Source organism: Pseudomonas sp. TWI628 (assembly GCF_039673865.1).
Classification (GTDB): Bacteria; Pseudomonadota; Gammaproteobacteria; order Pseudomonadales; family Pseudomonadaceae; genus Aquipseudomonas.
In genome coordinates this window covers 159,220-173,501 of sequence record NZ_JBDJMM010000005.1, presented here as the reverse complement: position 1 = coordinate 173,501, position 14,282 = coordinate 159,220, and the positions used below count along the sequence as shown (strand labels likewise).

14 protein-coding genes are annotated in these 14,282 nt (G+C 63.3%); 9 read left to right on the top strand and 5 right to left on the bottom strand.

Annotated elements, in window-relative coordinates; genetic code table 11:
* Nucleotides 1-10: 10 nt before the first annotated feature.
* Together ABE528_RS05810 and ABE528_RS05805 are read right to left on the bottom strand one after the other, a co-directional pair.
* Entirely contained in the window at nt 11-628 is a 618-nt protein-coding gene (locus ABE528_RS05810; protein ID WP_152958419.1) for a c-type cytochrome, read from the bottom strand.
* A gap of 31 nt (nt 629-659) precedes the next feature.
* The gene (locus ABE528_RS05805; protein ID WP_027917189.1) at nt 660-962 is read right to left on the bottom strand and encodes a c-type cytochrome; all 303 of its coding nucleotides are present in this window, start codon (nt 960-962) and stop codon (nt 660-662) included.
* A gap of 193 nt (nt 963-1,155) precedes the next feature.
* Here ABE528_RS05805 and yihA point away from each other — a divergent pair, with 193 nt between their 5' ends.
* Nucleotides 1,156-1,788: a ribosome biogenesis GTP-binding protein YihA/YsxC gene (gene yihA, locus ABE528_RS05800; RefSeq protein WP_152958421.1), complete on the top strand. Its 633-nt coding sequence runs from the start codon at nt 1,156-1,158 to the stop codon at nt 1,786-1,788.
* A 336-nt stretch (nt 1,789-2,124) separates the two neighbouring features.
* Here the strand turns inward: yihA and polA are convergent, their stop codons facing one another.
* The gene (gene polA, locus ABE528_RS05795) at nt 2,125-4,872 is read right to left on the bottom strand and encodes a DNA polymerase I (RefSeq protein WP_152958422.1); all 2,748 of its coding nucleotides are present in this window, start codon (nt 4,870-4,872) and stop codon (nt 2,125-2,127) included.
* A 74-nt stretch (nt 4,873-4,946) separates the two neighbouring features.
* Between polA and ABE528_RS05790 the strand changes: the two genes are divergently transcribed.
* Together ABE528_RS05790 and ABE528_RS05785 are read left to right on the top strand one after the other, a co-directional pair.
* Nucleotides 4,947-5,234: a DUF2782 domain-containing protein gene (locus ABE528_RS05790; protein ID WP_152958423.1), complete on the top strand. Its 288-nt coding sequence runs from the start codon at nt 4,947-4,949 to the stop codon at nt 5,232-5,234.
* A 71-nt stretch (nt 5,235-5,305) separates the two neighbouring features.
* Entirely contained in the window at nt 5,306-6,256 is a 951-nt protein-coding gene (locus tag ABE528_RS05785; protein ID WP_152958424.1) for a homoserine kinase, read from the top strand.
* Between the two features lie 50 nt (nt 6,257-6,306).
* Here the strand turns inward: ABE528_RS05785 and ABE528_RS05780 are convergent, their stop codons facing one another.
* On the bottom strand, nt 6,307-7,263 hold the full coding sequence (locus ABE528_RS05780; RefSeq protein WP_152958425.1) for a zinc ABC transporter substrate-binding protein: 957 nt from the start codon (nt 7,261-7,263) through the stop codon (nt 6,307-6,309).
* An 18-nt stretch (nt 7,264-7,281) separates the two neighbouring features.
* On the opposite strand from ABE528_RS05780, the gene zur reads away from it, so the two are divergent.
* The 4 genes from zur (at nt 7,282) to ABE528_RS05760 (ending at nt 10,147) form a co-directional block, all read left to right on the top strand.
* A complete protein-coding gene (gene zur / locus ABE528_RS05775; protein WP_152958426.1) occupies nt 7,282-7,767 on the top strand; it encodes a zinc uptake transcriptional repressor Zur in 486 nt (161 codons plus the stop codon).
* The gene (gene znuC, locus ABE528_RS05770; protein WP_152958427.1) at nt 7,764-8,537 is read left to right on the top strand and encodes a zinc ABC transporter ATP-binding protein ZnuC; all 774 of its coding nucleotides are present in this window, start codon (nt 7,764-7,766) and stop codon (nt 8,535-8,537) included. Before zur ends, znuC begins: the two co-directional genes overlap by 4 nt.
* The gene (gene znuB, locus ABE528_RS05765) at nt 8,530-9,312 is read left to right on the top strand and encodes a zinc ABC transporter permease subunit ZnuB (RefSeq protein ID WP_152958429.1); all 783 of its coding nucleotides are present in this window, start codon (nt 8,530-8,532) and stop codon (nt 9,310-9,312) included. Before znuC ends, znuB begins: the two co-directional genes overlap by 8 nt.
* A gap of 127 nt (nt 9,313-9,439) precedes the next feature.
* Nucleotides 9,440-10,147, top strand: a complete 708-nt coding sequence (locus tag ABE528_RS05760; RefSeq protein WP_346652418.1) for a PA5502 family lipoprotein — start codon at nt 9,440-9,442, stop codon at nt 10,145-10,147.
* 42 nt (nt 10,148-10,189) lie between these two features.
* Here the strand turns inward: ABE528_RS05760 and katE are convergent, their stop codons facing one another.
* The gene (gene katE, locus ABE528_RS05755) at nt 10,190-12,319 is read right to left on the bottom strand and encodes a catalase HPII (protein ID WP_346652417.1); all 2,130 of its coding nucleotides are present in this window, start codon (nt 12,317-12,319) and stop codon (nt 10,190-10,192) included.
* 225 nt (nt 12,320-12,544) lie between these two features.
* Here katE and ABE528_RS05750 point away from each other — a divergent pair, with 225 nt between their 5' ends.
* Together ABE528_RS05750 and ABE528_RS05745 are read left to right on the top strand one after the other, a co-directional pair.
* Nucleotides 12,545-13,552, top strand: coding sequence for a methionine ABC transporter ATP-binding protein (locus ABE528_RS05750; protein WP_346652416.1), 1,008 nt, complete (start codon nt 12,545-12,547; stop codon nt 13,550-13,552).
* Nucleotides 13,552-14,223 carry a methionine ABC transporter permease gene (locus tag ABE528_RS05745; protein ID WP_152958434.1) on the top strand — a complete coding sequence of 224 codons (672 nt, stop codon included), beginning with the start codon at nt 13,552-13,554 and terminating at the stop codon, nt 14,221-14,223. Before ABE528_RS05750 ends, ABE528_RS05745 begins: the two co-directional genes overlap by 1 nt.
* The last annotated feature ends 59 nt before the right edge of the window (nt 14,224-14,282 follow it).

Sequence of the window (14,282 nt, the reverse complement as noted above, 5' to 3'; positions counted from 1 at the left end):
TAACCGAATGTTAATGCAGGCCCTGGATGTAGCTGGCCAGCGCTTCGATCTCATGATTGCTCAGCTTGCCGGCGATGGTGCGCATGGTCATCGCATCGCCGTCGTTGGTGCGGTTGCCTTCGCGGAAGTCAGTGAGCTGCTTGGTCACGTATTGCGAATGCTGGCCGCCCAGGTGCGGGAAGCCGGCGAGGGCGATACCCGCGCCGTTGGGCGAGTGGCAGCCGGTACAGGCAGGCATGCCTTTTTCCAGGTTGCCACCATTGAACAGCGCCCGGCCACGCTCGACCAACTTGGGATCGGCAGCACCGACGCTGCCTTTCTGGCTGGAGAACCAGGCGGCGATATCGGCCAGGTCCTGGTCACTGAAATTGGCCAGCATGCCGGTCATTTCCAGCACGGTGCGCTTGCCCGACTTGATGTCGTGCAGTTGCTTTTCCAGATAGCGCTGGCCCTGGCCAGCCAGTTTCGGGAAGTTCGGCGCCAGGCTGTTGCCGTCCGGGTTGTGGCAAGCACCACAGACGGCCGTCTTGGCCTGGCCAGCGGCGGCATCGCCTTTGATAGGTTGCGCAGCAGTGGCCGCACCTGCGACACCCAGGGTCAACAGCAGACTCACGACTAGTTTGTTCATCAGCTAATCCAACACGGCTAAGGGTGAAATGTTATGTATCGGGACTGCCGCTCATCCAAAGGATGACCAAACGGTAGTCCTCGGCACTGCAGTCCATGCACAATCCACGCGGCGGCATAGCCTTGAAACCCTGGGTAACATGCACCACCAGCTGCTCCATGCCTTGCGCCAGCCTTGGCTCCCAAGCTGCCGGGTCACCCTTCTTGGGTGCCTGTGGCAACTGCCCGGCGTGACAGGCCGCACACGTGCGGTTGTACAACGCCTCGGGATCCTGTGTAGCCTGTGCGCTGAAAAACGGCAGGAACATACCGACAGCTAGCAGCCATTTCGCCAAGCGAAACGACCTGACAGGGTTGGGGGACGCGCTGCGTTCTGATGCGCGAGCTATTGTTCGACACCCCATGCACATTCCCCTTCGCTGAGAGAATGAGCACACAAAAACTGGGGCATTATATACTTCCGCCATCCAAACGGAAACGACACCGCTTGCCAGCCTCGGCTTTGGCAACACCCACATCGGATATCCCATGCAAGTCAAGAACCCCATCCTCGGCCTCTGCCAGAAAGCCACATTCGCCCTCAGCGCTGCCAAGGTCGAACAATGCCCGGACGACCAGGGTTACGAGGTGGCTTTCGCCGGCCGCTCCAACGCCGGCAAATCCAGCGCCCTCAATACCCTGACTCATGCCAGCCTGGCGCGTACCTCGAAAACCCCGGGGCGCACCCAGCTGTTGAATTTCTTCAGTCTGGACGATGAACGGCGTTTGGTCGACCTGCCGGGCTACGGATATGCAAAAGTCCCGATTCCGCTCAAGCAGCACTGGCAGAAGCACCTGGAAGCCTACCTGGGCAGCCGTGACTGCCTGAAAGGCATCATCTTGATGATGGATGTGCGTCACCCGATGACCGACTTCGACAAGATGATGCTCGACTGGGCCAGAGCCAGTGGCATGCCGATGCATATTCTGCTGACCAAAGCCGACAAGCTCACCCACGGCGCTGGCAAGAACACCTTGCTCAAGGTGCAGTCGGAAATCCGTAAAGGGTGGGGTGACACGGCGACCATCCAGCTGTTCTCGGCGCCCAAGCGCCTGGGCCTGGAAGAAGCCTACCGGGTGCTGGCTGACTGGATGAAACTGGAAGACAAGCCGGTTGCCTGATCTGTAGATAGCGGTCCCTGTGGGCAGCCCGCAGGGACCGATACTCGAATTTCGGGCAAAAAAAACCCCGGACTTCGTATGGGGAGGGGGAAGTTCGGGGTTCAAGTCTGGACCGCTAGGGCGGGGTCCAGGTATCTGCCAACACTTAACACAACATAGGAGCATCGAAAGGCTTCACCAGCCATTCAGTTACTCTGAGTTCCGCTTCACCGGTTTAGTTCCGGAGCGCTCAAAACTATTTGCGATAGTTTCATGCAACTCCTGAACTAATGGCATCGAGCCATGCCAGGATCCGCGTCACTACGTCGCAGATCCTACACACCTTTCCCCGCTCAATCAGTGAGCTTCGTCCCAATTCGAACCAACACCTGCCTCGACCACCAACGGAACATCCAGCTGCGCGGCGTTGCTCATGTGCGTGCGAATTTCATCTTTCACTTGCTCGACCAGGTCTTCACGCACCTCAAGCACCAGTTCGTCGTGCACCTGCAGGATCACCCGTGCGTCCAGGCCGCTCTCGTTCAGCCAGTTGTCGACGTTGACCATGGCGCGCTTGATGATGTCGGCGGCTGTGCCCTGCATCGGCGCGTTGATCGCCGTGCGCTCGGCGCCCTTGCGCAGGGCCGGGTTCTTGGCGTTGATGTCCGGCAGGTACAGGCGACGGCCGAACAGGGTTTCGACGAAGCCCTGCTCGGCGGCCTGGGCGCGAGTGCGCTCCATGTAGGCCAACACGCCCGGGTAGCGGGCGAAGTAGCGGTCGATGTAGTCCTGCGACTGCTTGCGGTCGACGCCAATCTGCTTGGCCAGGCCAAACGCACTCATGCCGTAGATCAGGCCGAAGTTGATGGCCTTGGCGCTGCGGCGCTGGTCGGTGGTGACGTCTTCCAGCGCTACGTTGAACACTTCCGCCGCCGTCGCGCGGTGCACGTCCAGATCGTTGCGGAAGGCATGCAACAGGCCTTCGTCCTTGGCCAGGTGGGCCATGATGCGCAGTTCGATCTGCGAATAGTCCGCCGCCAGCAGCTTGTAGCCGGGGCTGGCAATGAACGCCTGGCGAATGCGTCGGCCCTCGGCGGTGCGGATCGGGATGTTCTGCAGGTTCGGGTCACTCGACGACAGGCGCCCGGTGGCGGCCACTGCCTGCTGGTAGGACGTGTGAATACGCCCGGTGCGCGGGTTGATCTGCCCTGGCAGCTTGTCGGTGTAGGTGCTCTTGAGCTTGCTCAGGCTGCGGTACTGCATCAGCACCTCAGGCAGCGGGTAGCCTTGCTCGGCAAGTTCGTCGAGCACCGCTTCGGCAGTGGACGGCTGGCCCTTGGCGGTCTTGCTCAGCACCGGCATGCCCAGCTTGTCATAGAGGATCGCGCCTAGCTGCTTTGGCGAACCGAGGTTGAATTCCTCGCCGGCCAGCGCGTAGGCGCGCTGCTCCAGGTCAACCATCTTCACGCCCAGCTCGCCGCTTTGTACCTGCAACAACGCAGCATCGACCAGCGCGCCCTGGCGCTCGATCTTGGCCAGCACCGGCACCAGCGGCATCTCGATGTCCATCAGCACCGGCTGCACGCTTGGCGTCTGCGCCAGGCGCGCCTGCAGCGCGTGGTGCAGGCGCAGGGTGATATCGGCGTCCTCGGCGGCGTAAGGGCCGGCCTTGTCCAGGTTGATCTGGTTGAAGGTCAGCTGCTTGGCGCCCTTGCCGGCGATGTCCTCGAAGGCGATGGTGGTGTGGTCGAGGTACTTCAGCGCCAGGCTGTCCATGTCATGCCGGGTGGCAGTGGAATTGAGCACGTACGATTCGAGCATGGTGTCGTAGGCCACGCCGCGCATCTCGATGGCTGGCGAGTTGTTGGCGAGGATGTTGATGTCGTACTTGGCGTTTTGCCCGACCTTGGCCTTGGCCGGGTCTTCCAGCAGCGGCTTCAGCGCCAGCAACACAGCCTCGCGGTCCAGCTGGGCCGGTGCGCCTTCGTAGTCGTGGGCCAGCGGCACATAAGCGGCTTCATGGGGCTCGACCGCGAACGACAGGCCAACCAGCTGCGCCTGCTGGGCGTCCAGGCTGGTGGTCTCGGTGTCGAAGGCGAACAGCGGCGCCTGGCGCAGCTTCTCCAGCCAGGCGTCGAAGCGAGCTTGATCGAGGATGGTCTCGTACTTGGGCTCGACCGTGGCGGCCGGCACTTCGACCGCTGCGACAACATCGCCGGCCCTGGCCGCATCGCGCTGCACATCGGCAATCCAGCTCTTGAACTCCATCTCGGTGTACAGCGCCAGCAGCGCTTCGCGGTCAGGCTCGCCGCAGACCAGCGCTTCGACTTCCACATCCAGCGGTACATCGCACTTGATGGTGGCCAGCTCATAGGACAGGAACGCTGCATCGCGGTGCTCCTCGAGCTTGGCGGGCAAGGTCTTGGCGCCACGGATGGCCAGGGCCGGGACCTTGTCGAGGTTGGCGTACAGGTCGCTGAGGCCACCGCCGATTCCGGTCAGCAGGCCAACAGCGGTTTTCTCACCGACGCCAGGCACGCCCGGGATGTTGTCGACCTTGTCGCCCATCAGGGCGAGGAAGTCGATGATGTGTTCCGGGCCAACGCCGAACTTTTCGTGCACACCGGCCACGTCCAGCACACTGCCGGTCATGGTGTTGACCAAGGTCACGTGGCCGTCCACCAGCTGTGCCATGTCCTTGTCGCCGGTCGAGATGATCACCGGGCGGCCCCGGGTCGCGCTGCTGCGGGCGAGGGTGCCGATCACGTCATCGGCCTCGACGCCTTCTACGCATAGCAGCGGGTACCCCAGTGCCCGGACGCTGGCGTGCAGCGGCTCGACCTGCACCCGCAGGTCGTCGGGCATGCTCGGGCGGTTGGCCTTGTACTCGGCGAACATGGCATCGCGGAAGGTCCCGCCCTTGGCGTCGAAGACTACCGCGAACAGGCTGTCGGGGTATTGCTTGCGCAGGCTCTTGAGCATGTTCAGCACACCCTTGACCGCCCCGGTCGGCATGCCCTTGGAAGTGGTCAGCGGCGGCAGCGCATGGAAGGCGCGGTACAGGTAGGAGGAACCGTCCACCAGGACGAGGGGCGCTTGGCTCATGAGCAGAATCAACCTTTTCGGCGGGTCCGGAGCTAGAATAGCCGGATCAATGACGACAAAGGGACTAGGTTATCATGCGTAAACTCAATCGCCTGTTACTGCTCGGCCTGTTGGCAACCATGCCGGTCGTCACCCTGGCGGCGGAAGACGCCCCCTCGGCCGATCCCGAGGTGACCATTCGCACGGAAGGCGATAAAACCATCCAGGAATACCGGCAAAATGGCTTCCTGTATGCGATCAAGATCACGCCGAAACACGGCAAGCCGTATTTCCTGGTACGCGCCGATGGCACCGATGCCAATTTCATTCGTTCCGACCAGCCGGACATGCTGATCCCGTCCTGGAAGATTTTCGAGTGGTAAGCTGACGCGCGCACCGTTCACATCAACCCGGCACTTCCCGGCGGAAGTGCCCGTATGGGCTTTTTTTCATCATGTCAGTCTTCACCCCCGTGACCCGGCCTGAGCTGGAAACCTTTCTGGCACCGTACGAGCTGGGCCGTCTGCTCGACTTCCAGGGCATCGCCGCCGGTACCGAGAACAGCAACTTCTTCGTCAGCCTCGAACAGGGTGAGTTCGTCCTGACGCTGGTCGAGCGCGGCCCGGTCGAGGACATGCCGTTCTTCATCGAGTTGCTGGACGTGCTGCACGCTGCCGACATGCCGGTGCCCTATGCCCTGCGTGACCGTGACGGCAATGCCCTGCGCGAGCTGTGCGGCAAGCCGGCATTGCTGCAACCGCGGCTGTCGGGCAAGCACATCAAGGCGCCGAACGCCCAGCACTGCGCCCAGGTCGGCGAACTGCTGGCGCACATTCACCTGGCCACCCGCGAGCACATCATCGAGCGCCGCACCGACCGCGGCCTGGACTGGATGCTGGCATCCGGTGCCGAGCTGCTGCCGCGCCTGAGCGCCGAGCAGGTCACACTGTTGCAGCCTGCGCTGGACGAGATCACCGCGCACAAGGCGCAGATCCTGGCCTTGCCACGGGCCAACCTGCATGCCGACCTGTTCCGCGACAACGTGATGTTCGAAGGTACCCACCTGACCGGTGTGATCGACTTCTACAACGCCTGCTCCGGGCCGATGCTGTATGACATCGCCATCACCGTGAACGACTGGTGCCTGAATGAGCACGGCGCGATCGATGTGCCGCGCGCTCAGGCACTGCTGGCGGCCTATGCGGCGTTGCGGCCGTTTACCGCAGCCGAAGCCGAGCTGTGGCCGGAGATGTTGCGGGTAGGCTGCGTGCGCTTCTGGCTGTCGCGCCTGATTGCGGCGGAATCGTTTGCCGGGATGGATGTGATGATCCACGACCCGAGCGAGTTCGAAGTGCGCCTGGCGCAGCGCCAGCAAGTGGCGTTGCACTTGCCGTTCGCCCTCTAGTTCCTGTTCTGATTCTTCGCGGGCAAGCCCGCGAAGAATCCGGTACAGGCTTACAACTGCTCCAGGCACCCAGCCAGGTCACCACCCAGCTTCTCGAGCAGGCGCTCATAGCCCTTGGCATCCACCGGGTCGGTGCCACCCAGGGCATCCAGCTCCGCCAGGCGCACCGGCAACCCGGCCGTCAGGGTCTCGGCCAGACGCGGCCGCAACGGTGGCTCGCTGAACACACAGGTCTTGCCCACTTCCTGCAAGCGCTTGCGCATCGCCGCCACATGCTGCGCGCCCGGCTGTACTTCGGACGCCACGCTGAACACGCCGGTGTGCTGCAGGCCATAGGCCGACTCGAAGTAGTCGAACGCCTCGTGGAACACGAAATAGGGCTTGCTGGCGATCCCGGCTACCCGCGCCTTGATCCGCGCATCCAACGCATCCAGGCGCTCGATGAAGGCCTTCAGGTTGCTCTGGTAGCGCGCCGCATTGGCCGGGTCGGCCGCCGCCAGGTCCGCCGCCATCTTCGTCGCGATGACCCGGGCGTTGACCGAAGACAGCCACAGGTGCGCATCCAGGCTACCCGGGCGGTGATCGTGGTCGTGGTCGTCCTGGTCCGCCTCCTCATGGGAGTGGCTGTCCTCACCAAAGTGACGCAGCTTCATGCCTGAAAGCGACTGCACGGCCACCGTCGGCTTGCTGCGGCTGCCCAGCACCCGCGGCAGGAAGTTCTCCATGTCCGGGCCGATCCAGTACAGCAGGTCGGCATCACCCACCTTGCGCACGTCGGACGGGCGCAGGGCGTAGTGGTGCGGTGAAGCGCCCGGCGGCAACAGCACGTCCGGGTTGCCCACGCCGTCCTGCACGGCAGCGGCAATCTGCTGCAGCGGTTTGATACTGGTCAGTACACGCACGTCAGCCTGTGCCGAGCAGGCGATGAAAGCGACAAAAAGCACTAGGAATCGGGACACGATGAATACTCGACTCGTGATAAACAGGTAACATAATAACGTCTCCATCCAGAACCGTCGCTGCCCATGTCCATCACGCCGCTGGCTCACCGTCCCCACGATCATTCCCATTGCGTGCACAGCGCCTTGTCCGAAGCCGATGCCCTGTGCACGCGCCAGGGCCTGCGCCTGACCGCACTGCGCCGGCGTGTGCTGGAGCTGGTGTGGCAGAGCCACAAGCCGCTGGGCGCCTACGACATCCTTGCCGTGCTCAGCGAGCAGGATGGCCGCCGCGCCGCGCCGCCGACCGTGTACCGCGCCCTGGACTTCCTGCTGGAAAACGGCCTGGTGCACCGCATCGCCTCGCTCAACGCCTTCATCGGTTGCAGCCACCCAGAGCACGCGCATCAGGGCCAGTTCCTGATCTGCCGTGTATGCCATGTGGCCATCGAACTGGAGCAGGACAGCATCAGCGACGCCATCATCCACAGCGCCAAGGGCGTGGGCTTCAGCGTCGAAACCCAGACGGTGGAAATCGTCGGCCTGTGCGCCAACTGCCGGAGCGCAGCATGAGCGACGCCCTGATCCGCCTGGAGCAGGTCGGTGTCAGCTTCGCCGGCGAGGCGGTGCTCGACAACATCGACCTGTCGGTGGCGCCCGGCCAGATCGTCACCCTGATCGGCCCCAACGGCGCCGGCAAGACCACCCTGGTGCGCGCCGTGCTCGGGCTGCTCAAGCCGCACCGAGGCAAGGTCTGGCGCAAGCCGAAGCTGCGCATCGGCTACATGCCGCAAAAAATCCAGGTGGACGCCACCCTGCCGCTGTCGGTGCTGCGCTTCTTGCGCCTGGTGCCCGGGGTAGACCGTGCGGCTGCCTTGTCGGCACTGCAGGAAGTGGGTGCCGAGCAGGTCATCGACAGCCCGATCCAGACCATTTCCGGCGGCGAGATGCAGCGCGTGCTGCTGGCCCGGGCGCTGCTGCGCGAGCCACAGCTGCTGGTGCTCGACGAGCCGGTACAAGGTGTCGACGTGGTCGGCCAGACCGAGCTGTACAACCTCATCACCCGTTTGCGCGACCGCCACGGCTGCGGTGTGCTGATGGTCTCCCATGACCTGCACCTGGTCATGAGCGCCACCGACCAGGTGGTCTGCCTGAACCGCCACGTGTGCTGCTCGGGCCACCCCGAGCAAGTCAGCAACGACCCGGCCTTTGTCGAGCTGTTCGGCCAGAACGCCCCGAGCCTGGCTGTCTACCACCACCATCACGACCACAGCCACGACCTGCATGGCTCGGTCGTCGCCCCTGGCGCCCATGTTCACGGAGAGCACTGCAAGCATGGCTGATTTTCTTCTTTACGCCTTGCTTGCGGGTTTGTCCCTGGCGGTGGTGGCAGGCCCGCTTGGCTCGTTCGTGGTGTGGCGGCGCATGGCGTACTTCGGCGACACCCTGTCCCACGCCGCCCTGTTGGGCGTGGCCATGGGCTTCGTGCTGGATGTCAGCCCGGCCCTGGCGGTGACCGTGGGCTGCCTGTTGCTGGCGATTTTGCTGGTGACCTTGCAGCAACGCCAGCCGCTGGCCTCCGACACCCTGCTCGGCATCCTCGCCCCCAGCACCCTGTCGCTGGGCCTGGTGGTGCTGAGTTTCATGCATGACGTGCGCATCGACTTGATGGCCTATCTGTTCGGCGACCTGCTGGCCATCAGCACCACCGACCTGGCCTGGATCCTGGGCGGCAGCGCGCTGGTCCTGCTGCTGCTCGCCGTGCTGTGGCGGCCATTGCTGGCAATCACCGTGCACGAAGAACTGGCCATGGTCGAGGGCCTGCCAGTGGCGGGCCTGCGCATGGCCCTGATGCTGCTGATCGCGGTGGTCATTGCCGTGGCCATGAAGATCGTCGGTGTGTTGCTGATCACCTCGCTGCTGATCATTCCCGCTGCCGCGGCACAGCGGCACGCCCGCTCGCCAGAACAGATGGCGCTGGCCGCAACCCTGATCGGCATCACCTCGGTGTGCGGTGGCCTGGCCATGTCCTGGTTCAAGGACACCCCGGCCGGGCCATCGATCGTGGTCTGCGCGGCGGTGCTATTCTTGCTGAGCCTGGCCCTGCCAAAACGCTGAAAAACGGGGTGCACACAGGTGCACCCTGCAACCTTTCCGCGGGTAAAGGGTCTGTAAGACTTATTTTCGAGCGTGCGCACCTGGGTGTAGACTTGCTCGCTTTTTGCGCAAATAGAGAGTCGCAGGAATGAAGCCGTTCGCATCCCGTTATCTGCTTGTTGCCGCGTTTTCCCTGTTCCTGGCCGCGTGTTCCAGCGCGCCGGTCGAGCAGGCCGATGCACCTGCCCAAGCCGATGCCTGGCAGCAGCTGCAACAGAGTATCGCCAGCAACGAGCTGGCCACCGCCGAAGACCAGCTGGCTGCCCTGCAGGCGCAGTCGCCTGATGACGCTCGCCTGGAGCAAAACCAGCGCCAGCTGGCCGAGGCCTATCTGAAACGCAGCCAGATCGTGCTGCAGAAGGGCGACGTCAATGCGGCTGCCACCGCGCTGGCGCGGGCCCGGGCGCTGATGCCGCAGGCACCGGCCGTGACCGGCGGCGACGCCGTGACCCAGGCGCGCAAGGCCGAGCTGGAGAAGGCCGAAGCGGCCCTGAAGGCTGCCGAGGCCAAGCCCCAGGCGCGGGTGATCGACCCAACGGCGCCGAGCACCGTGATCGCGCTGAAGACCACCGACATCAATGCGATGCGCCGCCAGCTCGACGAGATTGCCAAGGACGTGGTCAATTATGAGTGCGAGGTGGTGTTCCAGGTGCCGCGCACCCAAGATGCGCCCTGGCTCAAGAATCTGCTTCAGAAGCGCGTTCACAAGATCGACAGCGGGTTCAAGCTGAAGCAGAAGCATGAGATTCAGCGGTCAATGCCGGCTCAGGTGGTCCTCGTCCCGCATCAGCGCTGAGAAGCCGGGGGCTGCTTTGCAGCCCCCTATACAAAGTAGCCCCTAGGCTGGCACAGCCTCGGCAGCTGCTTCCCGCTCCCAAACCCGATGCCCCTCGACCGCTTTGACAAAGGCATCCACAGCCTTTTGCTCATCCCCCAGCAGCAATCCCTTATCCTCCTTGAGCCCAAGACTGTTCAACAAGTCCTTGGTCAACACCATGGCCTTCAGATGCTTGTAGCCTTCGAGCAAGAAGTGCTTCGCCAGCCCGCTTGAAGCCAAGGCCTTGTCCACCCCCTTGGGCACGACAATCCCGTCGAACATGATCGACGGCATCCCCTCCATCGACGCATCCACCGCCAATGCCTTGCCATCCGCCGCCTTCACCGGCGCCGAAGTCGGCCCCAGCAGCATCGGCCTGGCGCTTTCGGCTTCCAGCGCCTTGACCAGTTTGTCGACGCTCGCGCCGTCTACGCCATCGGCTAACAGCACCGCGATCTTGCGTCCCTTGATGCCGACCACGCCAGGGTGGTTCATCTGGCTCAAGGCCGGCGATTTAGCCAGCTGGCTACCCTTGACCTGCACCGTACCGGCCTTGGGTGCCGGCAAGCCAAGGTTGGCAGCGACTGCAGCGGCCAGCTTCAGGTCGATGTTGGCAAGAATCTCATTCACCTGGCGCGCACGAATGTGTTCCCGCTCCACCTTGCCCAGCTCAAAGCTGTAGGCCTTGATGATGTGCTGTTGCTCGGTCGGGCTCATGCTCTGGAAGAACAGCCGCGCTTGGGAGAAGTGATCGCCGAACGACTCGCTGCGCTGGCGGATCTTGTGCGCGTCGATGCGCTCCTGGTAGCTCTCGAAGCCCCCATCCTGAGCAGCCGGTGGCGTTTCTTTCGGCCAGCCGCCGTCGATCGAATTAGGCTCATAGGAAGCTCGCCCCTTGTGCACCACATGCTGGTGCAGCGCATCGCGCTGATTGTTGTGGTTTGGCGCAACGGGCCGGTTGATCGGGATCTGGTGGAAATTCGGCCCGCCAAGGCGGCTGATCTGCGTGTCGGTGTAGGAGAACAGGCGGCCCTGCAGCAACGGGTCATTGGTGAAATCGATCCCCGGCACGATATGGCCAGGGCAGAAAGCAACCTGTTCAACCTCGGCGAAGAAATTGTCCGGATTGCGGTTGAGCACCATCTTGCCCAGTGGCGTAACCGGCACCAGCTCTTCGGGAATGATCTTGGTCGGGTCGAGCAGGTCGAAGTCGAACTTGTGTTCATCCGCCTCTGGCACGATCTGCACGCCCAGTTCCCATTCCGGATAATCGCCGGTCTCGATGGCTTCCCACAGGTCCCGGCGCTGGAAGTCGGTGTCTTTGCCTGCAAGTTTTTGGGCCTCGTCCCACAAAAGGGAGTGCACGCCCTGGCGCGGCTTCCAGTGGAACTTGACGAAACTCGCCACGCCCTGGGCATTGATAAGGCGGAAGGTATGCACGCCAAAGCCTTCCATCATCCGCAGGCTGCGCGGAATGGCGCGATCGGACATGGCCCAGATGACCATGTGGGCGGATTCGGGCACCAACGAGACGAAGTCCCAGAACGTGTCGTGGGCCGATCCACCGGTGGGGATTTCATTGTGTGGCTCCGGCTTTACCGCGTGCACGAAGTCCGGGAACTTGATCGCGTCCTGGATGAAGAAGACCGGCATGTTGTTACCCACCAGGTCGAAGTTTCCTTCATCGGTATAGAACTTCACGGCGAACCCGCGCACGTCGCGCACCGTGTCGCCCGACCCGCGTGGCCCTTGCACGGTGGAAAAACGCACGAACACCGGGGTGATCTTCTCAGGGTCATGAAGGAAGCCCGCCTTGGTCAACTCGGCGTGATTGCCGTAGCTCTGGAAGAAGCCATGCGCGCCGGTGCCACGGGCATGCACGATACGTTCAGGGATGCGCTCGTGGTCAAAGTGGGTGATCTTCTCGCGCATGATGAAGTCTTCGAGCAGCGACGGCCCGCGCGGGCCGGCCTTGAGCGTGTTCTGGTTGTCGGCGATGCGCACGCCCTGGTTGGTCCGCAGGGCCTGGCCGGTGGCATCGCTGCGCGCCGCCTCCAGGGCCTGCAGTTTGCTGTTGGTATTGGCCCGGTCGGGGGTGTCGGTACCGGCGAGCTGGCTCTGTTTCGGCGAATCCGGTTTCTTGCTGGGCATCACGGCTCTCCTTATCAGTCTTCAGGCGTGCCCGTGTCGGGCTTGTGCAAGTAGTGACTGGAGAGCTTTGCCGAGCGTTCAATCAGGATTACCGGTTGTCGCGATATGCCCTAGGGATTGGTGCATTACGAAATAAATGCTAAGAACAGCTATGGGAAAAGGCTAAAATACGCGACCCCAGCTAACCGCTGCCCCAAATTCCATGCGCCCCACAAGGTTCGCTACGTGATCGAGTTCCAACAGGTACACAAGACCTACCGCGTCGCCGGTAAGGAAATCCCCGCACTGAATCCGACCAGCCTGACCATCGAAGATGGCCAGGTGTTCGGCCTGATCGGCCATTCCGGCGCCGGCAAGAGCACCATGCTGCGCCTGATCAACCGCCTCGAAGAGCCTTCGGGCGGCACGATCATCGTCGACGGCGAGGATGTCACCGCATTCAACGCCAGCCAGCTGCGCGGCTTCCGCCAGCAGGTCGGCATGATTTTCCAGCACTTCAACCTGCTGGCCTCCAAGACTGTCGCCGACAACGTCGCCCTGCCGCTGACCCTCGCTGGCGAGCTGTCGCGCAGTGAAATCGACCAGCGTGTCACCGAGCTGCTGGCCCGTGTCGGCCTTTCGGACCACGCCAAGAAGTACCCAGCGCAGCTTTCCGGCGGCCAGAAGCAGCGCGTCGGTATCGCCCGCGCCCTGTCGACCAACCCGAAGATCCTGCTGTGCGACGAAGCCACCAGCGCCCTCGACCCGCAGACCACCGCTTCGGTGCTGCAGCTGCTGGCCGAGATCAACCGTGAGCTGAAGCTGACCATCGTGCTGATCACCCATGAAATGGACGTGATCCGCCGAGTCTGCGACCGTGTGGCAGTAATGGATGCCGGCCAGATCGTCGAGCAAGGCTCGGTGGCCGAGGTGTTCCTGCACCCGCAACACCCGACCACCAAGCGCTTCGTCCAGGAAGACGAGCAGGTCGACGAAGGCGAGCAGCGCGACGACTTCGCCCATGTGCCGGGCCGTATCGTGCGCCTGACCTTCCAGGGCGACGCCACCTACGCCCCGCTGCTGGGCACCGTAGCCCGCGAAACCGGTGTGGACTACAGCATCCTCGCCGGGCGTATCGACCGCATCAAGGATGTCCCCTATGGCCAGCTCACCCTCGCCCTGATCGGCGGTGACATGGAAGCGGCGTTCGCCCGCTTCAAGGCAGCTGACGTACATATGGAGGTACTGCGTTGATGGACGCCCTGAATTTCTTCGCCAATGTCGACTGGAGCGAAATCTGGCTGGCCACCGTCGATACCATGATCATGCTGTTCGGCTCGCTGTTCTTCACCGTGCTGCTCGGCCTGCCACTGGGGGTGCTGCTGTTCCTCTGCGGGCCGAAGCAGATGTTCGAGCAGAAGGGCGTGTATGCGCTGCTGTCGCTGGTGGTCAACATCCTGCGCTCGCTGCCGTTCATCATCCTGCTGATCGTGATGATCCCGTTCACCGTACTGATCACCGGCACCTCGCTGGGTGTCGCCGGTGCCATCCCGCCGCTGGTGGTGGGGGCCACGCCGTTCTTCGCGCGTCTGGTAGAAACCGCCCTGCGTGAGGTGGACCGCGGCATCATCGAGGCCACCCAGTCGATGGGCGCCACCACCCGCCAGATCATCACCAGCGCGCTGCTGCCGGAAGCCCGCCCGGGCATCTTCGCGGCGATTACCGTCACCGCCATCACCCTGGTGTCGTACACCGCCATGGCCGGCGTGGTCGGCGCTGGCGGCCTGGGCGACCTGGCCATCCGCTTCGGTTACCAGCGTTTCCAGACCGACGTGATGGTGGTGACCGTGGTGCTGTTGCTGGTGCTGGTTCAAGTCCTGCAGAGCGTGGGCGACAAACTGGTCGTGCATTTTTCCCGTAAGTAACCCCAATGGGGTCGGCCCGGCCGACCCGTTCGGGGGCCGTCGCGGCCCTCACAAGGAGT

Bases quoted from the DNA above. Each gene is read 5' to 3' on its own strand.
- ABE528_RS05760 (WP_346652418.1), top strand. From the start codon at position 9,440: ATGAAGCCGTTCGCATCCCGTTATCTGCTTGTTGCCGCGTTTTCCCTG.
- zur (WP_152958426.1), top strand. From the start codon at position 7,282: ATGTCCATCACGCCGCTGGCTCACCGTCCCCACGATCATTCCCATTGC.
- znuC (WP_152958427.1), top strand. From the start codon at position 7,764: ATGAGCGACGCCCTGATCCGCCTGGAGCAGGTCGGTGTCAGCTTCGCC.
- ABE528_RS05810 (WP_152958419.1), bottom strand. From the start codon at position 628: ATGAACAAACTAGTCGTGAGTCTGCTGTTGACCCTGGGTGTCGCAGGT.
- ABE528_RS05790 (WP_152958423.1), top strand. From the start codon at position 4,947: ATGCGTAAACTCAATCGCCTGTTACTGCTCGGCCTGTTGGCAACCATG.
- ABE528_RS05785 (WP_152958424.1), top strand. From the start codon at position 5,306: ATGTCAGTCTTCACCCCCGTGACCCGGCCTGAGCTGGAAACCTTTCTG.
- polA (WP_152958422.1), bottom strand. From the start codon at position 4,872: ATGAGCCAAGCGCCCCTCGTCCTGGTGGACGGTTCCTCCTACCTGTAC.
- znuB (WP_152958429.1), top strand. From the start codon at position 8,530: ATGGCTGATTTTCTTCTTTACGCCTTGCTTGCGGGTTTGTCCCTGGCG.
- ABE528_RS05780 (WP_152958425.1), bottom strand. From the start codon at position 7,263: ATGGAGACGTTATTATGTTACCTGTTTATCACGAGTCGAGTATTCATC.
- ABE528_RS05745 (WP_152958434.1), top strand. From the start codon at position 13,552: ATGGACGCCCTGAATTTCTTCGCCAATGTCGACTGGAGCGAAATCTGG.
- katE (WP_346652417.1), bottom strand. From the start codon at position 12,319: ATGCCCAGCAAGAAACCGGATTCGCCGAAACAGAGCCAGCTCGCCGGT.
- yihA (WP_152958421.1), top strand. From the start codon at position 1,156: ATGCAAGTCAAGAACCCCATCCTCGGCCTCTGCCAGAAAGCCACATTC.